17 protein-coding genes and 1 pseudogene are annotated in these 19221 nt (G+C 44.5%); 7 read left to right on the top strand and 11 right to left on the bottom strand.

Annotated features, from left to right (window positions below):
- Positions 1 to 66: 66 nt before the first annotated feature.
- Positions 67 to 1101: a DMT family transporter gene (locus tag MKY97_RS13820; protein WP_342555975.1), complete on the top strand. Its 1035-nt coding sequence runs from the start codon at positions 67 to 69 to the stop codon at positions 1099 to 1101.
- A 247-nt stretch (positions 1102 to 1348) separates the two neighbouring features.
- Here MKY97_RS13820 and MKY97_RS13815 read toward each other — a convergent pair whose 3' ends face one another.
- Both MKY97_RS13815 and MKY97_RS13810 read right to left on the bottom strand, forming a co-directional pair.
- Positions 1349 to 2482 (bottom strand): serine hydrolase domain-containing protein, encoded by a 1134-nt coding sequence (locus MKY97_RS13815; RefSeq protein WP_342555974.1) that lies wholly within the window; start codon positions 2480 to 2482, stop codon positions 1349 to 1351.
- A gap of 202 nt (positions 2483 to 2684) precedes the next feature.
- A complete protein-coding gene (locus tag MKY97_RS13810; RefSeq protein ID WP_342555973.1) occupies positions 2685 to 2876 on the bottom strand; it encodes a hypothetical protein in 192 nt (63 codons plus the stop codon).
- Positions 2877 to 3053: 177 nt separating this feature from the next.
- Here MKY97_RS13810 and MKY97_RS13805 point away from each other — a divergent pair, with 177 nt between their 5' ends.
- Positions 3054 to 3725 (top strand): cyclase family protein, encoded by a 672-nt coding sequence (locus tag MKY97_RS13805; RefSeq protein ID WP_342555972.1) that lies wholly within the window; start codon positions 3054 to 3056, stop codon positions 3723 to 3725.
- A 98-nt stretch (positions 3726 to 3823) separates the two neighbouring features.
- Here MKY97_RS13805 and MKY97_RS13800 read toward each other — a convergent pair whose 3' ends face one another.
- On the bottom strand, positions 3824 to 4696 hold the full coding sequence (locus MKY97_RS13800; RefSeq protein WP_342555971.1) for a YitT family protein: 873 nt from the start codon (positions 4694 to 4696) through the stop codon (positions 3824 to 3826).
- 142 nt (positions 4697 to 4838) lie between these two features.
- Complete coding sequence (locus MKY97_RS13795; protein ID WP_342555970.1) at positions 4839 to 5195, bottom strand: MerR family transcriptional regulator; 357 nt, start codon at positions 5193 to 5195, stop codon at positions 4839 to 4841.
- 112 nt (positions 5196 to 5307) lie between these two features.
- Here MKY97_RS13795 and MKY97_RS13790 point away from each other — a divergent pair, with 112 nt between their 5' ends.
- Positions 5308 to 6090 (top strand): SDR family NAD(P)-dependent oxidoreductase, encoded by a 783-nt coding sequence (locus tag MKY97_RS13790; protein ID WP_342555969.1) that lies wholly within the window; start codon positions 5308 to 5310, stop codon positions 6088 to 6090.
- Between the two features lie 94 nt (positions 6091 to 6184).
- On the opposite strand, the gene nspC is transcribed toward MKY97_RS13790, so the two are convergent.
- Both nspC and MKY97_RS13780 read right to left on the bottom strand, forming a co-directional pair.
- Positions 6185 to 7312 carry a carboxynorspermidine decarboxylase gene (gene nspC / locus MKY97_RS13785; protein ID WP_342555968.1) on the bottom strand — a complete coding sequence of 376 codons (1128 nt, stop codon included), beginning with the start codon at positions 7310 to 7312 and terminating at the stop codon, positions 6185 to 6187.
- 1 nt (position 7313) lies between these two features.
- The gene (locus tag MKY97_RS13780; protein WP_342555967.1) at positions 7314 to 8558 is read right to left on the bottom strand and encodes a saccharopine dehydrogenase family protein; all 1245 of its coding nucleotides are present in this window, start codon (positions 8556 to 8558) and stop codon (positions 7314 to 7316) included.
- A 1192-nt stretch (positions 8559 to 9750) separates the two neighbouring features.
- On the opposite strand from MKY97_RS13780, the gene MKY97_RS13775 reads away from it, so the two are divergent.
- Together MKY97_RS13775 and MKY97_RS13770 are read left to right on the top strand one after the other, a co-directional pair.
- Complete coding sequence (locus MKY97_RS13775) at positions 9751 to 10368, top strand: TetR/AcrR family transcriptional regulator (protein WP_342555966.1); 618 nt, start codon at positions 9751 to 9753, stop codon at positions 10366 to 10368.
- 66 nt (positions 10369 to 10434) lie between these two features.
- Positions 10435 to 12756 (top strand): MMPL family transporter, encoded by a 2322-nt coding sequence (locus tag MKY97_RS13770; RefSeq protein ID WP_342555965.1) that lies wholly within the window; start codon positions 10435 to 10437, stop codon positions 12754 to 12756.
- A gap of 149 nt (positions 12757 to 12905) precedes the next feature.
- On the opposite strand, the gene MKY97_RS13765 is transcribed toward MKY97_RS13770, so the two are convergent.
- From MKY97_RS13765 to MKY97_RS13755, 3 genes and pseudogenes are all read right to left on the bottom strand, one after another.
- Positions 12906 to 13331, bottom strand: coding sequence for a MarR family transcriptional regulator (locus MKY97_RS13765; RefSeq protein WP_342555964.1), 426 nt, complete (start codon positions 13329 to 13331; stop codon positions 12906 to 12908).
- A gap of 120 nt (positions 13332 to 13451) precedes the next feature.
- Positions 13452 to 13565: pseudogene (locus tag MKY97_RS13760) on the bottom strand (helix-turn-helix domain-containing protein); the annotation flags it as partial.
- Between the two features lie 135 nt (positions 13566 to 13700).
- A complete protein-coding gene (locus MKY97_RS13755) occupies positions 13701 to 14051 on the bottom strand; it encodes a DoxX family protein (protein WP_342556325.1) in 351 nt (116 codons plus the stop codon).
- A gap of 324 nt (positions 14052 to 14375) precedes the next feature.
- Here MKY97_RS13755 and MKY97_RS13750 point away from each other — a divergent pair, with 324 nt between their 5' ends.
- The gene (locus MKY97_RS13750; protein ID WP_342555963.1) at positions 14376 to 15101 is read left to right on the top strand and encodes a DUF981 family protein; all 726 of its coding nucleotides are present in this window, start codon (positions 14376 to 14378) and stop codon (positions 15099 to 15101) included.
- Positions 15102 to 15210: 109 nt separating this feature from the next.
- Here MKY97_RS13750 and MKY97_RS13745 read toward each other — a convergent pair whose 3' ends face one another.
- Both MKY97_RS13745 and helD read right to left on the bottom strand, forming a co-directional pair.
- Entirely contained in the window at positions 15211 to 15969 is a 759-nt protein-coding gene (locus tag MKY97_RS13745) for a gamma-glutamyl-gamma-aminobutyrate hydrolase family protein (protein ID WP_342555962.1), read from the bottom strand.
- Positions 15970 to 16228: 259 nt separating this feature from the next.
- Positions 16229 to 18649 carry an RNA polymerase recycling motor HelD gene (helD, locus tag MKY97_RS13740; protein WP_342555961.1) on the bottom strand — a complete coding sequence of 807 codons (2421 nt, stop codon included), beginning with the start codon at positions 18647 to 18649 and terminating at the stop codon, positions 16229 to 16231.
- 411 nt (positions 18650 to 19060) lie between these two features.
- Here helD and MKY97_RS13735 point away from each other — a divergent pair, with 411 nt between their 5' ends.
- Entirely contained in the window at positions 19061 to 19192 is a 132-nt protein-coding gene (locus MKY97_RS13735) for a hypothetical protein (protein WP_342555960.1), read from the top strand.
- The last annotated feature ends 29 nt before the right edge of the window (positions 19193 to 19221 follow it).

Below are 19221 nucleotides of genomic sequence, written 5' to 3'. Positions count from 1 at the left end.
TGGTCTATATGGCATGACAATAATTATACATAAAGATGTGCACAACAAGCGAGGAGAAGATTAAGCGTGATTCAAAGAGAAACAAAATCCAAAAGTTCAACGAATGCAGAATATACAGAAAGTGACACAATAGCAAAAGGAAACAAAAATCATGACGCACAGGAACATCGCAGCAGATTTAGTGATCCATTCATCGTCATGCTCGTTGCGGGTCTATGCTGCCTGTTGTGGGGAAGTGCCTATCCCTCAATCAAACTTGGCTATGCTGCTTTTCATATTTTGCCTGAAGATATTGCTTCAAAATACGTTTTTGCAGGTTATCGCTTCAGCTTGGCCGGCATACTGCTGCTGCTTCTATACCGTGTCGGTTTCAGACGCAAGCTGAAGCTGCGTGGACGTGAATGGGCCAGTTTAGGTGTACTTGGTGTTCTGCAGACAGGCCTGCAATATATGTTTTTTTATGTCGGCGTTGCGAACACAACGGGTGTTAAAGGTTCGATCATGAATGCAACAACGACGTTTTTCAGCGTGGTGCTGGCTCATTTCATTTATAAAAATGACAAGCTGAGCCGTAACAAAATCATCGGCTGTGTGCTCGGATTCATCGGTGTTATTATTGTAAACTTTCATGCAGACCTGCTCACGTTTTCCTTCTCTTTTACAGGTGAAGGCTTTATCATCATCGCAGCACTCGTTTTCTCCATAACAGCCATTTATGCTAAACGCTTAACTGCATCCATTGATGTTATGATGATTACAGGTGTGAGCTTACTGGTTGGCGGACTTGCCCTCACGCTGCTGGGTCTGTCATTCGGCGGCAGGGTAACTCATTTCACTTGGGAATCAACGATGAATCTGGTCTACCTCGCCCTGCTGTCATCCGCCGCCTTCTGCTTGTGGAATGTGCTGCTGAAATACAACAAAGTGGGTAAGGTATCGGTATATAATTTTTTGATCCCGATCTTCGGTGCATTATTATCCGCACTGTTCCTTGGTGAGACAATCTGGGAATTGAAAAATCTGGCTGCGCTGCTACTGGTGTCGATGGGCATTTATTTGGTGAACCGGGTAAACGCTTTTCGAATGACAAAAAGCCGCTAATTAGCGGCTTTTCTTGCTGTCATGATGACAAGATCATATCAAATTAGAGTAAGATCCTTTGCTACCTTTCACCTTATCTTATCATCTGCTACCGAGTTCATATACCATCTCATATCCGCCAACGGATTTATTGTAATATTCCGAAGAAGGTTTTCCAAGCCACAACTTCGCCTGTTCAAAAAACAAATAAACCCTACTGTTCTTACACAGCAGGGTTTGAGAATCAGCTAATCGTTATCACACCAGCTTACAAACAAGAATAGACCGCATTACGAAGACGACGCTGCACATAATGCTCCTGACTGTTCAGCAGATGCTGCGCATACATTACCGTTAGACCGGAATCCGGATCCATGATCGCCATGCAGCCAGCCGCACCGCTCCAGCCAAATTCGCCAAGTGGACTCAATGATCCGCTGCCCGCCTTCGAGATATGTGTACGCACCCCCAGACCATATCCATAACCATACATATGGTCCCATGAAAAGTCCGGTCTTGTCATGTCATTAAGGTGATCCGTTCTCATTAGGTTTACAGAAGCTGGCGATAGAATACGTACCCCCTCTGGACTTGTTCCAAGTCCGGTCAGTGCGTTCAAGAACTTGGCATAATCATTTACGGTAGAGAGCAAACCTGCACCGCCGCTATCCAGTTCTGTACCCACACGGAAACCATTGCCATCCATCCGTACCGCTTTATTTTGTTCTTCGTCAAAAATGTACTGCGGGATCAAACGCGACTGCTGTTCTTCATTCAGATCAAAGGCCGTATCGTGCATACCGAGCGGTTTAATAATCTCATCCTGAAGGTATGTACCGAACCGCTTCCCGCTCACCACTTCGATGAGAGCGCCCAGCACATCATGACACATGCTGTAATTCCAGTGTGTACCTGGTTCAAACATCAACGGTTCTTTCGCGAATGCTTTTGCAAATTCCCGTGTTGGCAGCGCACCATTCGTGCATTCTACTGCCTCCTTGATACTGGGAGCGTTCACATTGTATGAAAAACCAGCCGTCATCGTAAAGAGATCTCTTACTGTAATCGGTCTTGTCGCTTTCTCGTAGTACACCTCTCCATTCGGAAGTGTTTTTCTCACCTGCATATCTCCATACTCCGGCAAATACTGAGACAAGGGATCAAGCAGCAGGATATCTCCCTTTTCAACCAACTGCAGTGCAGCAGCACAGGTCATAATCTTGGTCATGGAGTACAGATTCATGATCGCGCCATCCCGAATCGGCGTTTTCTCTTCCAGGTTTTCATATCCGTTACGGTATTGGAAAACGATTTCGTTATGATGCATAACGAGCACTTCTGCCCATGGAATTCTCCAAGAGGTTAGACGATCAATTAATGAAGCAACCGGTTTAAAGTCCATATTTCCCCATCCTTTTATGCGCATCGTTTTGTTGTTGATCTTAAGACCAGTTCGCGCAATTAATTTCTTCCATTTCACATATACTACTATACGACCTTTTAAACGCATTGACCAGTTCGATGAAAAATCAAAAAAAGCCGATCCCTCTTCGGATCAGCTTGTATCCTGCCGCAGCAGGATGAGAGAAAGGCTTGGGGTTGAATCACGCTCTCTTATTCTCAACCGATTTCATTCGGTTCTGGTCGTCTGGCACGCGATCTTCACTGAATTCCTGTCCTGCTTCCATCTCACCGTGGCCGGATACATTGCGGGAGAAATTCGTGAATTGTCTTTTGTGCTCGTCCTGTTCGTGCTTCTGCTTCAAAAGCTCCTGTGGGTCCTGTTTCGTCATCATACTAACCTCCTTTATACAAAATCCTATATTCTTCACACTACACAAGTTTTCCTTAAGGAAGCAGCACTTATGCATGAAAAGGAGATGCAGCACGTAAACCACTTAAACCCATGCTGCGGTTATCTCAATAAAATGAAGATCAATTACGTTATTTCATAGAAAAGGAGCAATTCGAATATGAAGCGACTTCTTTTGTCTTATCCCCTCGGTGTTCACACACCGGTCTACAAAGACAACCCTCCAGTTGTCATCGAGCAGCAGTCAAGTATTGATCAAGGTGACCCTTATAACCAGTTTATTATTTCCAGTCTTAATCATAATGGGACGCATATCGATGCTCCCTGGCACTTTAACCCTAAAGGCAGGAAGATCAGTGAGATTCCGATTGACGAGTTTATTTTTACACACCCTGTCATTATTGATATCCCTAAACGTGATGATGAGTTAATCACCAAAGCGGATCTCGTACCTTATGAACATCAGATCGCTGGAGCTGACCTGCTGCTGATTCGCACGGGATTTGGCAGCATTCGCTCATCTGATCCTGAAAGATACGCTAACCATAACCCGGGTTTATCCGCCTCGGCAGCACAGTACCTGATGATTTTTGACTCCCTGCGTGCCATTGGTATCGATATGATTTCCGCTGGTGCAGCGAATCATCCAGAGGAAGCCGTGGCTTTTCATCAAACGATTCTTGGCAAAGGCCGCGTGGACGGCAGGTACGTTATGGTCATTGAAGACCTGAATCTGAATCAGGATTTGTCTAATATTCACAAGGTATACGCGATACCATTGTATATTGAAGGTGTTGACAGCAGTTTTGCTACTGTTTTTACGGAAGATTAATTGCTGGCTGATTAAAAGAGCGGGTTGATTGATTTTGTTTGCCAAAAAGAGATAAGAAAAAGCGCTGACAAGAGGGCTGCTCTTATCAACGCTTGTTCTTAGTGAATGTCCTTCTTCTTGAAATTTCCGCCCTTCACTTCGGCTACGTCGTAGACAACAACAAAGGCTGCAGGATCAATCTCGTTAATGATATCCTTGATTTTACTTTCTTCCATCCGGTTGATGACACAAGTAATTTCCTTGAACTGCTCGTTGGAATAACCGCCATACGCATCCGTATACGTTGCTCCACGTCCAAGTCTGTCACGAATGGTCTCCACCATAACTTCCGGCTGTGTGGTAATAATTTTAAACGTTTTGGAACCGCTGAGACCTTCTTCGACAATATGTATCACTTTAGAAGCAATGAAATAGGCGAGTCCGGACAAAATAGCTCCCTGCAGGCCAAATACAGTCGAAACAACGATGAATACAAACATGTTCAGAAAAAGGATTAAGTCACTCGTTCCGAAAGGCAGCTTACGTGATAACAGCACAGCAAGCATATCAATTCCGTCCAATGCTCCGCCGTTACGCAGTGCAAGACCCATACCAAAACCGATAATGATACCACCCACTACCGTAACCAGCAGGGTATCTCCTTCAATAATCGTTGGCACATGATGCATTAGACTTGCACTAATAGCAAGTGAGGCAATGCCTATTACGGAGTATAACGCAAAACTTTTACCAATCTGCTTGTAACCAAGCCATACAAACGGGATGTTTAACAATCCGATCAGTAAGCCCAGCGGCAGTCCGAACAGATTCGAACCTACGATGCTGAGTCCGGTTACCCCTCCGTCCGATACCTTGTTTGGAATCAATATGGCCTCCAGGCCATATGCCGTGATGAATCCTCCAATAATGATCAGCAGCACTTTGGAGAGGATTTTAAGCTGGTTTGACTTGTGCACTTTTGGTTGATGCATTCCATTTCCCCCTTGATGAACGATGAACAGCATAAATTTTAACAAACATAAAAAATAGTCTATAACAAAAATCGCACATTTGGCAATAGAATGTGATATATAACTGCCATTATATGCTGTTCATCATGTCGACTTCATACCATTATCTCCCGATTAATGACCGATATGCCTTAATTTTAAGTTCAAGCATCTCGCTTGCGGCATAAAGGGTGTTCATCTGGTGTTCAACGGATTGTTTATGATCTTCCAGCAGCTTAAGTCGTTCTGCAGCCGTATGCTCACCCTCCTGAAACAAGGAAGCATACTGTTTGATCACTGCAATCGGCATTTGGGTTTCCTTTAATTTGATAACAAACTGCAGCCATTTCAGGTGTGACTCATTATAACGTCTGTCACCGCTGGAGTCTCGCAGGGGTATGATGATCTGTTCCTTTTCGTAATAACGAAGTGTATGCGCACTGATACCCAGCATCTGGGCCACTTCTCCGATGGTATGCATTATGGTCTTCACCTCCTTCATCCAAGTACTTGACTTAGAGTAAACTCTAATCAGTATAATCAATTCGTGGTCACCCCACAATAAGAATAGAACTGATCCGGGAGGAATTCACATGAAATATACCGTCATCACAGGGGCTAGCTCAGGAATAGGTTACGAAGCCGCTTTGGCCTTTGCAGCCAGAGGCAAACATCTGGTTCTCGCCGCCCGCAGAACAGAAGCACTGGAACAGCTGAAAAATAAAATCGCTGAACTTAATCCGACACTCGATGTTGTTATTCGCACAGTAGATCTGTCCATTACCGCAGATGTATATGCGTTCTATGAAGGTTTGAAAGGTTACTCCATTGAAACGTGGATCAACAACGCAGGCTTTGGCAATTTTGCTTCAGTCGGTGAACAGCACCTGCCCAAGATTGAACAGATGCTGCATCTTAATATTGAAGCACTTACGATTCTCTCCACTCTCTATGTTCGGGATTATGCGAATACTCCGGGTACGCAGATCATCAACATCTCATCAGGAGGCGGCTACACCATCGTTCCTGACGCGGTGACGTACTGTGCCACCAAGTTTTATGTCAGCGCCTTTACCGAAGGGCTGGCACAGGAACTCCGGAGCAAAAACGCTCCAATGCAGGCCAAAGTACTCGCACCAGCAGCCACGGAGACCGAGTTCGCTGAACGTGCCTTTGATCTGGATCAGTTCGAATATGAAGGCCGAGTGGCCAAATTTCATACTGCCGACCAGATGGCCGGATTTTTACTTGATCTATATGACAGCGAGAATGTCGTAGGGATTGTAAATGGGCTGACGTATGAATTTGAACTGAAAGACCCGATCTTTCCCTATGCTGCAAGAGCGGCCTCCAAGCCAGTGGATTCTCCAGAATAAATAGGAACTGTATGCCAAAAAAAGCTGTCCCCGATCACATGAATAGTGAGAAGGGACAGCTCTTTTTTACTTGTATCTACATTATAATAAAATATTAAGCCAGACGCATTTTGAAATCCTGATATCCGAATTCACGAACAATTTCGCAATCGCCGTCTTTGCGTTTAACCGCAATGGCAGGCAGAGGCATGCCGTTGAACGTATTGGTTTTCACCATGGAGTAGATTGCCATGTCTTCAAATACAAGACGGTCGCCCTCTTTTAAAGGTTCATCGAATGAGTAATCACCAATCACGTCACCAGACAGGCACGTTTGGCCGCCCAGACGATACAGATGTGGTTTTTCACCCGCTTCTCCTGATCCGATCAGTGGCGGACGATAAGGCATCTCCAGCACATCCGGCATGTGGCATGTCGCGGAGGTATCCAAAATGGCAATATCCATACCGTTTTTGTGGAAGTCCAGAACGGAAGTCACCAGATACCCTGCATTGAGAGCAACCGCTTCTCCCGGTTCCAGATACACTTCCAAATTGTAATCGTTCTGCATCCGTTTAATGCATGCTTCCAGTTTTGGAATGTCGTAATCTTCGCGGGTAATGTGATGCCCCCCGCCAAAGTTGATCCATTCCATCTGCGGCAGCCACTGTCCGAACTTCTCTACAACGGCGTTCAGCGTCGTTTCCAGATCGTCCGAGTTTTGCTGGCACAATGTATGGAAGTGAAGTCCTGACACACCTTCAAGCAGTTCTGCACGGAAGTCTTCCTGCTTGGCACCAAAGCGCGAACCTGGAGAACACGGATCATAGATCTCGTGTCCTTCCTGCGTAGAGCATTCCGGATTTACCCGCAAGCCAACCTTACAGCCGGCCTGCAGTGCTTTATCTTTGAATTTGGCCAGCTGCGAAAAGGAGTTGAAAATGATGTGATCACAGATCGAAACGATCTCATCTATCTCTTCCTCGCGAAAAGCCGGAGCAAACACATGATTTTCTTTACCCATCTCTTCATATCCGAGACGAGCTTCATACAAACCACTCGCCGTCGCACCATTCAGGTATTCTCCAATAAGCGGATACATCGCCGTCATGGAGAACGCCTTCTGAGCAAGAACAATTTTGGCACCTGTACGCTGCATTACACCGTTCAGGATTTTCAAGTTTTTCTCAATCAAAGCTTCGTCAACAACAAAACAAGGCGTAGGCAGCTGTTCGAACTGCATATCAGCGAACAAGTTCCGATTCTTTAGCTTTGGACTCTTCTGGCAGTTCATCCACGAGAACCGGGTTGAAATCTTCTACCCAAGGAAGTCCCCATTTGTTCAGTTCTTCCATGAACGGATCCGGGTTGAACTCTTCTACATTGTATACGCCTGGTTTGTTCCATTTGCCTGTCATCACCATAGCTGCACCGATCATTGCCGGAACACCCGTTGTGTAAGAAATTGCTTGGGAACCTACTTCTTTATAGCACTCTTGGTGGTCACAGATGTTATATACATAATATGTTTTGTCTTGACCATCTTTTTTACCTTTGAAGATACAGCCGATATTTGTTTTACCTACAGTACGAGGTCCAAGGGACGCCGGATCAGGCAGAACTGCTTTCAGGAACTGCAGAGGAATGATTTGTTTTCCTTCGAACTCAATAGGCTCGATCGAAGTCATGCCCACGTTTTCCAGAGCTTTCAGGTGAGTCAGGTAGCTTTGACCAAATGTCATGAAGAAACGGATACGTTTCAAGCCAGGGATGTTTTTCGCCAGGGACTCCAGCTCTTCGTGGTACAGCAGGTACATATCTTTCTCGCCAACTTCTTTGAAGTCGTACACACGTTTGATTTCCATCGGTTTCGTTTCGATCCATTCACCGTTCTCCCAGTATCTGCCGTTTGCAGAAACTTCGCGAATGTTGATCTCAGGGTTGAAGTTGGTAGCAAATGGGTAACCATGGTCGCCGCCATTGCAGTCGAGGATATCGATATATTCGATTTCGTCAAAATAGTGCTTCAATGCGTATGCAGAGAATACGCCAGTTACACCCGGGTCAAAGCCGCTGCCCAGCAGTGCCGTAATACCTGCTTTTTCGAAGCGTTCTTTGTAATCCCACTGCCAGCTGTATTCGAATTTCGCCGTATCTTCCGGCTCATAGTTAGCTGTGTCCATGTAGTTTGTTTTCGTTGCAAGGCACGCATCCATGATTGTCAGATCCTGATAAGGCAGCGCCAAGTTCATTACGATATCCGGTTGGAACTCGTTGATCAATGCGATCAGTTCTTCCACATTGTCCGCGTCGACTTGTGCAGTTGTAATTTTTGTTTTGCCGCCATCCAATTTTGCTTTCAGTTCATCGCATTTGGATTTTGTGCGGCTTGCGATACAAATTTCTTCAAAAACCTCGCTGTTTTGAACGCATTTGTGTACCGCTACAGAAGCCACGCCGCCGGCGCCGATGATTAGTGCTTTTCCCATTTTCTCATTCTCCTATCCCCGTAATTAGGTTTTTTTGTTTTAGTTTTTTTCGTAAAATTCCGAGACGTTCGCAGTTATACTGTTTCATTATGCAGCGTCCACCCGCTCCTGATACAATAAAAAAAGCAAGGTGAAAAATGTCGCGTTTGCGCACACCATCACACTTGCTTGTCGATATACATCATAAAAAAGACGTGAAGACTCTATGACCAAAAAAGTCCAAAAGAACCCCTTCGGCGGAAAGCTTCTTCATGTATATCAATATTGGATCAGAGTCTATATAGCAAATAATTCGCCTTTACCACTCTTATTGACCGTTTCACAAGTTGATGTGCAGATGCACTGGTTGTAAAGTAACCAACTTATAAAATTTGAGCTTTGAACTCAATCAATAAGGCAACAGAAGTTGCCAATCGGCATTTGACCCGGCTGTCCGTATGGCCTTAACTCCTCGGTAGAAGTGGTCAAAAATTATCTGCTGGAAAGCTCTAATTCATATTGATAAATCAACTTTCCAAAATCACAGGTATTACACTATCAGACGTTTCCCGAAAAATCAAGGGATATTTCAAAATTTATTTTTCAACTTTATTTTAATCTTGAATGAAGACACCCCCACGATCTATCCAAACGATATATCTTCTCCTTCCTTAAGCAGCATTTATCCTGCCTCCTTCTAAAAATTAAAAGCTGTACCCCAACGCAGCGCCCCTCATCATATCCATACTATTCCTGCATAATTATGCTTTCGAATTTGGTTAAGTACAATCTTGAGATTGTGCACTTTGTGAATTGCTCCGTAATTTCAATTAGCCTTATATGATCGGTGCCCGAGACATTGTGTATAGATTTAATCGATGCCTTTTTCCATTCGTATTATCTTTTTGGGAAAAGGTTATTTTTTCACTCTCGTTTATCTTTTTGTTCGGTTCAAGCATAAATCCCGTGCACTCGTTTGCAGCTGGGCATAATATCCAGATACTCCGTCAGCTGCAATTACAAGCTGCATATCCACTTGTTTATAGTGTATATTCATAAGTTCAATTTGGATATTCATTCACAAAATTAAAATGCGCAATGAGTAAATTTGCACAATGAGCAAGTTATTGATATGATGATTTCATTCCTTATAATTCCCTTTGTTTTTTCATTTAATCCACCAAAAGGAAGTGAACGCATAGGCGGTAAAACCATGAAACGAACACTGCGGCACCTTAAAAAAGAAGCTACGGAGAAAGCACTCGCCCGAGTCGCTTTTGACCTTACGATGGAGCATGGACTTGACGGATTCACGGTAGAAGAACTCGTACAGCAGGTTGGATGCTCGCGCAGAACATTTGCTAACTACTTTACATGTAAAGAAGAAGCGGTTGCCCTGGGAGCCATTTCTGTTACAAATACAGCTGAACTTGAACGGCTGCTTACCCAACTTCCGGAGAATGCTTCGTTACTGGACCTGCTGTACGAGCTGGTAAAAATGCAGCTCACGTCGGAATTGATTGGCAGACTGCATCAGCTCGTTATCTTATCCCGGACCTATCCCGTGCTTGAACCTCATTATTTAGCTGCCATGCACCGACTGCAGACGCAGGCTCAAGAAACGCTGCTCGACTTGTCGAATGGACAATACGACGAGATTTATACGTACCTGCTGATCAGCGCGATCTACGGTACCGTGCTTCCCTTAATTGAAGGAAGACTTCACGTTCTGCTGCCTGGGCAGCATATCGCTTCCCATGATCGATCCGATGCAGTTTCCTTTGATCATTTTATGGAAACGGTGTTTGATCATTTGCGAAAAGGGTTTTAGCCTTTCCACTCATTCTGCATCATCACAACTCACATACTTATAATAGAAGGAGTGCAAACTAGAGAAATGTCTACCTTATTATACAAAATAGGAAAAACCGCTTTTCGCAAACCCGGTTATTTTATTATTGGCTGGGTTCTCATTCTAGGAATAGTGATCTCTATGATCAGCATGAACGGTATTCACATCAGTTCGGAAATGAAGATTGAGGGCACCGAATCACAGAAGGTTCTGGATCAGCTCGCAAAAGAACTGCCTGCCGCCTCCGGCGGTCAAGGAAGCGTTGTGTTCAAAGCGCCGGATAACGAGCGGCTGGATACACCTGAACGACTAGCTGCCATTATGAAAGGCGTCAGCGAAGTATATGGGCTGGACAAGGTCATTAACCCTGCCGACTATGCGGCAGCACAAGCAAGCGGTTCAGGTTCATCTGCCGAAGCAGCTCAATCCATGAACATGGCGCAGCAGGGAGCGGCTTCTCCGCCTCCATACGGTCCTCTAATTGTAAACAACGTGCCTGTTCCAGGGGTATTGATTGCATCCGATGGAAGTACCGCCTTGTTTCAGTTCCAGTTCACGATTGAACAGTCTGCCATAACTCAAGATGTGTTCGATTCCGTCATTCAATCGGTGATGAAGGTTGAACAAGGAACACAGATCAAAGTACTGCCTGGTGAAACGCTTAAATCGGTATCCATCGGTGTGGGTTCAGCCGAGATTGTCGGACTGGTCATTGCTGTAATCGTATTGCTGATTACTCTCGGGTCCGTTGTTGCAGCGGGTCTGCCCCTGGTTACAGCGCTGCTCGGTGTGGCCATCGGAGTTGGGGGAGCATTCTCGATCTCCAAATTTGTTGACATGCCAAGTGTTACCTCCGTTCTGGCTCTGATGGTGGGTCTGGCTGTCGGCATTGACTATGCGCTCTTTATCGTCAATCGCCAGCGCCGGATGATTATCGATCAGCGCCTGAGCGCACAAGAAGCTGCTGCACGTGCAATCGGCACATCAGGGAGCGCCGTGTTCTTTGCAGGTTTAACCGTTATTATTGCCCTCTGCGGTATGCTTGTCATCGGACTGGCCTTCTTGTCGACGATGGCTTTAGTCGCAGCGGCCACAGTGCTCATTAATGTATTTGTAGCACTAACGCTGCTGCCTGCCCTGCTTGGTCTTGTAGGTGAACGAATCTGCTCCAAAAAAGCCCGTGCCAAGGTGGTCAGCTCATCGGAATCGTCAAGTCATGGTGTGGCTGATCGATGGGTGAAATTCGTTATCAAAAACCGCTGGGCTGCTGTTATTGCGATTGTTCTCATTCTTGGATTTGCCGCTATCCCCATTACCAAGATGGATATGGGTATTCCGGGAGCTTCCTCGGCAAATCTGGATACGGATGCAAGACAGAGTTATGATGCGATCTCGAAAAGTTTTGGCGAAGGTTTCAACGGACCACTAATCCTTGCAGCCGAACCGCGTAATCCTTCTGCAAAAATGACGCCAGAGCTTCTGGGCGGACTCGCCATGGAGCTGCAGGGCCAGAATAATGTGGCACAAGTTTCACCTTTAGGCATGACAGAGGATCTAGCTATTTTCAGTCTCATACCCAAAACAGGTCCTAACGATAACTTGACGAAAACACTGGTGAACGATCTTCGTTCGAAAGATTCAAGTATGGCCAAAACGTATGACGTCAAACTCGGGGTTACTGGTCTGACCGCCGTAAATATTGATATGTCCGCGAAACTGGCTCAGGTTTTCCCGATTTATGTAGGCATTATCATCCTGCTTTCATTAATTATCCTGCTGCTTGTGTTCCGTTCCATCATCGTTCCTATTAAAGCAACCATTGGGTTCCTGCTCAGCATCCTGGCTACATTCGGGATCACGACAGCTGTGTTCCAATGGGGCTGGCTGCATTCCCTCTTCGGTTTCGATACAGGCGGCCCCCTGCTTAGCTTCATGCCGATTATCGTCACGGGGATTCTCTACGGTCTTGCCATGGATTATCAGGTCTTTCTGGTGAGCTCCATGCGTGAATCGTATGTGCATGGTCACCGCGGCACCGAGTCCGTTGTGCATGGCTATAATCAGGTCAGCCGCGTCGTCGTTGCTGCAGCAGTTATCATGGTCTCGGTATTTGCCGGTTTCATCTTTACCGATGATGTGATGATTAAACAGATTGGGTTCACGCTTGCTGTCGGCATTCTCATTGATGCTTTTGTCATCCGAATGGCGCTCGTACCTGCAATTATGGCGATGTTTGGCGACAAGGCTTGGTCACTTCCGAAATGGCTTGATCGCCTGCTGCCTAATCTGGACGTTGAAGGTGAAAAGTTAATTGAGACTCTTAATGCTAAAAACGAAGTGAACATCAAGTCTGATATGAAGTCATAACCTATGCTCAACAAAAGACCTCCTCATGAACTGAGGAGGTCTTCACATTTTGCAAAAGGTACGACATAGCTTTCCCCTTCTGAATTCGTGCTTTTACATACATGCTATAGCATCTTTTATGTGTTCTCGAATCACTATCTCAAATTCACTTAATCCTCTCGCACATTCATATATAGTTTCTCTAAAATTGCTTTTAGCTGTTCCAGTTCCTCTGGCGGTATACCGCGTGTAACATAATTATGGGCCTCTTGGACCGTTAACAACAACTTTTGTTTCACTTCTTCTCCTTTGGGAGACAAATATAAATGATGCGAACGTTTATCTTGATCATTTACTATACGTCGAACCATTTCCTTACGCTCTAATGAATGAATCATTCGAACGACAGTGGTCTGATCCCGATCAATAGCCTCTGCGAGTTCTTTTTGAGTCGTAGCTTTATCGATATCCATATACGAAATAATACTCCACTGTTCAGGGGTGACTTTGTATGGCTTCAATTGTTTGATAAAATAATTGGTTAGTTTCAGGTCCGTCCGGTGAATCAAAAAACCAGTCACATTGTATAAGTCCATTGCTGTACCCTCATTCATCATTTTCTTATACCCAATTATAGGTGATCTGAACGAATGTTACAAACGGCACGCTTTAAGAAATGAGGCGGCTAAAAGTGATTATTTTAATCGAGTTCTCAGCTAATGAATCTGCAATTTATATCCCAATCCCCATACGGTATTGATCATGGAGGAGGAATCAGGAGAAATCTCATCCAGCTTTTCCCGAATTCGTTTGATGTGCGTGTCTCCTGTGACAGCTTCTTCAACAAGGAAACCTTCCTTCTCTAAATACAACCTTAGAAGATTACGAATTCGCAGCTCATCTTCAACAATTAAAATTTGTTGTGAATGCAGTAGTTCCATCTTCGTCTCCTCCCTATGCAGCGCTTAGAAGAAAGGGTACAGGGATACCATCAAGCTGAGAACAAACAAAACGATTGCAGGAATGGCCTTCTGTATTGGATCTTTGGCCAAAACAATCAATGTGAATGCACCAGCAAACATCGTACCGCCCAGAAGCAGACCTGCCCAAAATGCAAGATCAGGGATCCATATTCCAGCAATCATCCCCATGGCTCCAACGATCTCAAACGATCCTGTCAAGACATTAAAAAAAGAGGGCAGGCCAAAACGTTTGAATTCATCGGCCATCTTACCCGAAATAATTTTGCTTCCTGTAACCAGGAAAAACAGACCTAATAGAACCTGTAAAACCGTAATAAAAGTAAACACAGCAATCCTTCCCTTCCATCTTACATTGGCTTATACATATAGGTCGCAGATCATATACATGCTGTACCATGTATTCGGCCCATGAGTCTGTAATTACACTGGATTTGTTTCATTCTCTGGCCGATCACATATTCACACCGTGTCATCACCATCTATATGCTATAGCATATATTTTATTTTAAATTTTACATATTGTCAACCTTCAAATAAAACTCTTTATACTGCCGCCATATTATATCTCTTTATTTCTAAAAAAAAAGGATTTGAAATTTCACGAATTAAGTTATATGCTAATGCATGTTCATTTTAATATAAGGAGTTTGATATTACATGATTATTGATTGGTCAGCAACTTCAATGTATAACACATTGATGTCTGTTGCTGCAGGAGCTGCATTGTTAATGATTCTTAAATTCAGTGCAGATGTGTTTCGATCCAAGGTAACTCACTTGGAAGGCTGGGCTGTCGGGTTCGGGATTACGGGTTTCATTTTAATCCTGACGGGTGCGCACATGACATTGACATGGCCTTTATCCAAGGTCGGGTTCCCTTTCGACGATATTATTTTCGGTGAACCCGTTTTAGCTTTTGGTGCTTTATTATGGGGGGCGACGATCATTCTTTGGAGAAAATCCAATCAATATCACAGAGCCGGTTTGAACTTAGAAGATTCAACGTTAATATCCGGAAAACTTCGGGCTGAACTGCCATACCTTCTCCGACCGCTTTCCTATTTTGCTGCTGCTATGGGTATGGCTCTCATCTCCATCAGCTTCGCAGGTGTTGGTTTTCAATTATTCGCAGCTCCTCCGGAAGAACCCATTTCAGGCTGGTTTGCTGATTATCCGATGATCGAAGCATCATTCATGTCTTTATTATTTGCCATTACAGGGGTTGGAGCATGTATTTTCCCCTTTCTTCTTAAAGATAATCCTAATCCGAAGCTCATGCGCACTGTGAAGTATTTGTGGCTTATTGCAGGTATTATTTTTGTTGGTTTTGGGGTACTCAACTACTTCACTCATATTGGTTTGATTGTTCACACGATGAAATAATGCATACCCTGTGATCGTTCAGAGAAAATGTGAACCACTTTCAAGTACATGCTATAACATATACTTGAAAGTGGTTTTTAATGATCTATCCCCTTTTTGTGTATTAGATTCAGGCTGTAATATCCTTAATATCCTGTTTAAGACTCTTGAATCGAGCTGGGCTGCAGGCGCTCACGAAAGCAGCAAACAGCTGCTGACTGTACCCATCCACTGCATAACTGTACTCCGGATGCCACTGAACAGCGAGTACAAATGAACTGCCCTGCATAACGACGGATTCAACCAATCCATCCTCCGCAATTGCTGCAGCTGTTAATTGATCGGATAACGTTTTGATGCCCTGATGGTGATAACTGTTCACCTGAATCTGCTCGGTCTGAAGGATATGATGAAGTATCGTATTCTTTTCAATATGTACTGAATGTACAAGATGGCTATAGGGTGGCCTTTGTTGATGATTAACCTGCGGATCCGTATTAAGCGCTGTAGGAATGTCCTGATATAAAGTTCCACCTAATAACGCGTTAAACAGCTGCAGCCCGCGGCATATGCCGAAGGCGGGTTTATCCAGTGTAATCACTTTTTTAAATAGAAAAGCCTCCATCATATCCCGCTCCGTACACAACTCGCCACAAACACTCAGCATCTGCTCCTTGTACAGTTCCGGGTTAACATCATGTCCGCCGGTAAACAGAAATCCGTCAAAGGTGTTCGCCAGCGTTGTGATGATATCCTCGTCCGTCGTTAACGGCAGCATGACCGGTATCCCACCTGAATCTTCAATAGCTTTCATATAGTCAGGGAGCATCCAATAACTACTTTTGTCCGTATCATATAAAGGCAGTACGCCAATCATCGGTTTGTTCATCCCAAGCCGCCTCCTGTTTCACATTGGTTTTAACGCTTATGCATCCTTTATATTATCCCTGAATTTATATTCAAGTTTGCTTTATTTTACCAGACTTCCAGTTGTACTACATGCACAAAATCTTGCATTCTTCTACCTATTACATCGTTTGTTTAACACGAAAACTCATTGAACAACTCCAAAAAAAACATACATACGCCCAATCAAATGTTGAGCATATGCATGCACGGTATTCCGGTTCCCATTCAGTAGAGTTGATTTATACATCTTTCAATTCATACAGATGTGCAGGCATGGCCTGAACAAATGGAGACCAGTCCAACACCGTATATAGATGCAGCCGATGCATGGCGCGAGTACAAGCCGTGTAGAGGAGTTTGCGGTCATACTCTTCTCCATATCGATTCGCTGAGGCATCATATACAAGCACCGCATCGAATTCAACACCCTTGGCAAGGTAAACGGGAATAACCATCAATCCTTTTTCAAACTGTTCGGTCTGTCTTGTAATCAGCAGTAGGTCTTTCATGCCCTGTTTTTGTAAACGCTCATAGGCCATACGGCTCTCGGCTGCCGTTTTGGTTATGATCGCAATCGACCGATATCCATCCGCTTGAAGCGCTGCGATATCCGCTTGGATGAACTCGTCACGATGCCGCTCACCAGCTTCTGCATGGATCAGAAGCGGCTTCTTATCCCTTCTGTCAAAAGCAATAATCTCATGACCGCCTGGCAGCATCTCCCGCGTAAATTCAACAATCTCTCGTGTCGAGCGATAACTCTGCACCAGTCTGATCAGTGTTGTATCCTTGGCTCCGTACAGCTTGGTTAGAGGAGAATCCGCAGCGGCAAGTTCCGTAGCCTGCATGTAGATGGCCTGCCCAAAATCTCCCAGTACCGTCATGCGGGCACGTGGAAACAGTTTTTTGAGATATTCATACTGAAAAGCAGAATAATCCTGCCCCTCATCCACAAACACATAACGGATATCCGAGTTGATGCGCAGACCTTCAATCATTTCTTTTACATATAAATACGGAGCGGCATCTTCATGGAACAGTTTATTCTGCTGCAGCATGTCTCTCGTTTGGCGGCAGATTTCATTCCAGTGAGGTGGAACAGCAGCACCGTTGGTTCGCTCTTTATATTCAGTCTCGTCTACAAATAACTGCTCATACGCCGCCTGCACATTCACAAATTTAAATTTACGCACACGCCGTCTCATCGGCTTAAACTTCTCTTTCGCAATTTTACGGCGAAGCAGTTCTTCCTCCCGCTCCATATAATCATGTGCTCCTTCATCCAGACCAGGATGTTTACCTGCATTTTCACGGGCTGCATACTGCTCCGCTACTTCGAATACAGGCTTTTCCTTGTGCAGTTTGCGGTAAACATCCGCATAGTCATCCATATCCAGATAATTCATTTCCTCTTCAACCCAATCAGCAGCCTGCTCGCGATGTTCCAATAGAGCCAGTTCTTTCAGCATCCATTCCTGTAACAACAGAATCCGATTCGGTAAAGACAAACGGTCATCATAACTTGAAAATTGCCTTTTCATTTCTTTCGAAGTGATTAACTCCCGTTCCCGAAATCGGATGCCAATAAATTGGATGCCTTCCCTGCCCAGCCATTCCCCGTAACTTTTAAGTGCCTCCAGAAATGGTGTAGATGCCTTATATCGAATCCCTTCCATTCGTGCGGCATATCCAGCTTCTTTCTCTGCGGTTAACACATATTCCATTTGGTCAAGGGGGTCCTCCAGATCCAAAGCGGAACCAAGCCAATAGTTTAAATATTCCTGGAACGTTGTCTGCTGTATATTCTCTTCACCTAATTCAGGCAGCACTGTCGAGATGTAACTTGCAAACATTGGATTAGGTGAGAACAGAACCATCTGATCGGCCTTAACAGTCTGGCGATATTTATATAACAAATAGGCCACTCGCTGCAGCGCTGCAGACGTTTTACCGCTGCCCGCTGCTCCCTGTACAATCAGCATTCGGCTCCGATCATCCCGGATAATGGCGTTTTGTTCTTTTTGAATCGTCGCTACAATACTTTTCATCTGGGAACTTGCACCTTTGGAAAGCACCTCCTGAAGAAGCGCATCTCCAATCGTCTCACCCGCGTCAAACATGCCTTTCAGCTGACCATCCTGAATTTGAAACTGGCGTTTCAACTCAACGGTTCCTTCAATTTGCCCCATGGGTGTTTCGTAATTCGCAGGGCCGGAACCATGATCATAATAGAGGCTAGCGATTGGCGTTCGCCAATCATAGATGAGGAAATTCAAACCCTGCTCATCCGTAAAAGAAGATACTCCAATGTATATTTGCTCTGTATATCCCTGCCCCTTCTCTCTAAAGTCAATGCGCCCAAAATAGGGCAGCGGAAGTAAGCGGTTTACGTTTTTCCACTGCTGCAGCAAGAGCTTGTGACCCCGCTCCCGCTCAGCCAAAACCCGTGATTGCTGATTAATCGTATAATAAGCTTCTTCAAAGTCCGTATACGAACCAGTATTTATCGTCACTTCTTCCCAGAAACGCTTGCGAATCTCGGCGGCCTGATCTGCCAGTCCTGAAACCTTGGGTTCAAGTGCCTCAAGTCTTGTCTGCAGTTCTTTCCGGACATGAGCCAATCTTTCTTTTTCAATCAACCACTCATCTGCTTCTGCCATAAGCTCAACCACCCCTAAACCCATATATTGGAATAAAAAAGCGCGTTGACAAATCGAAGAATTCCTTGTATCATTATTGTAGGAGAAAAATGATTCAACATTTGAATTACATTCAATTTACAACTGCGCTCATGATTATATCACGGCGAATTTTTACGTTCAATCTTTTTCTTTTATACTTTTCATGTAATCTCAATTTCAAATATAGTTATACACAAGTCCCTTATTAGTAAGGGGCTTTTTTTAGTACCTCCTCCTTTATATTTACGATCCCTTTCACGTTTGGATTGACTCAGGCCAACTTTTGATCGAAATAAACTGCAGTTTCATTCGGAGAATATGACATAATAGAGAAGACAGTACTCCGATCTCTATTTTTGAAACCATCTGCAAATGGAAGGAAACGTGAATATGATGGAATACGTCAAACTTGGCAGCACAGGAATGGATGTATCCCGGTTTTGTCTGGGAAAGCTGTCCGCAGAGGACATCGCCTTTCTGGAAGAACCTTATATTCCTCACGCGGTTGTAGGTGCCCTATAAACTCGTATATGGCCGAAAAATAAAAGCAT

The organism is Paenibacillus sp. FSL R7-0652 (assembly GCF_038595045.1).
Classification (GTDB): Bacteria; Bacillota; Bacilli; order Paenibacillales; family Paenibacillaceae; genus Paenibacillus.
This window is presented reverse-complemented; position numbering and strand designations above follow the sequence as displayed.

Excerpts from the sequence above, each read along its gene's own strand:
- MKY97_RS13750 (WP_342555963.1), top strand. The coding sequence starts at position 14,376 with ATGATTATTGATTGGTCAGCAACTTCAATGTATAACACATTGATGTCT.
- helD (WP_342555961.1), bottom strand. The coding sequence starts at position 18,649 with ATGGCAGAAGCAGATGAGTGGTTGATTGAAAAAGAAAGATTGGCTCAT.
- MKY97_RS13745 (WP_342555962.1), bottom strand. The coding sequence starts at position 15,969 with ATGAACAAACCGATGATTGGCGTACTGCCTTTATATGATACGGACAAA.
- MKY97_RS13775 (WP_342555966.1), top strand. The coding sequence starts at position 9,751 with ATGAAACGAACACTGCGGCACCTTAAAAAAGAAGCTACGGAGAAAGCA.
- MKY97_RS13735 (WP_342555960.1), top strand. The coding sequence starts at position 19,061 with ATGATGGAATACGTCAAACTTGGCAGCACAGGAATGGATGTATCCCGG.
- MKY97_RS13815 (WP_342555974.1), bottom strand. The coding sequence starts at position 2,482 with ATGGACTTTAAACCGGTTGCTTCATTAATTGATCGTCTAACCTCTTGG.
- MKY97_RS13810 (WP_342555973.1), bottom strand. The coding sequence starts at position 2,876 with ATGATGACGAAACAGGACCCACAGGAGCTTTTGAAGCAGAAGCACGAA.
- MKY97_RS13770 (WP_342555965.1), top strand. The coding sequence starts at position 10,435 with ATGTCTACCTTATTATACAAAATAGGAAAAACCGCTTTTCGCAAACCC.
- MKY97_RS13765 (WP_342555964.1), bottom strand. The coding sequence starts at position 13,331 with ATGGACTTATACAATGTGACTGGTTTTTTGATTCACCGGACGGACCTG.
- MKY97_RS13790 (WP_342555969.1), top strand. The coding sequence starts at position 5,308 with ATGAAATATACCGTCATCACAGGGGCTAGCTCAGGAATAGGTTACGAA.
- nspC (WP_342555968.1), bottom strand. The coding sequence starts at position 7,312 with ATGCAGTTCGAACAGCTGCCTACGCCTTGTTTTGTTGTTGACGAAGCT.
- MKY97_RS13780 (WP_342555967.1), bottom strand. The coding sequence starts at position 8,558 with ATGGGAAAAGCACTAATCATCGGCGCCGGCGGCGTGGCTTCTGTAGCG.
- MKY97_RS13805 (WP_342555972.1), top strand. The coding sequence starts at position 3,054 with ATGAAGCGACTTCTTTTGTCTTATCCCCTCGGTGTTCACACACCGGTC.
- MKY97_RS13800 (WP_342555971.1), bottom strand. The coding sequence starts at position 4,696 with ATGCATCAACCAAAAGTGCACAAGTCAAACCAGCTTAAAATCCTCTCC.
- MKY97_RS13795 (WP_342555970.1), bottom strand. The coding sequence starts at position 5,195 with ATGCATACCATCGGAGAAGTGGCCCAGATGCTGGGTATCAGTGCGCAT.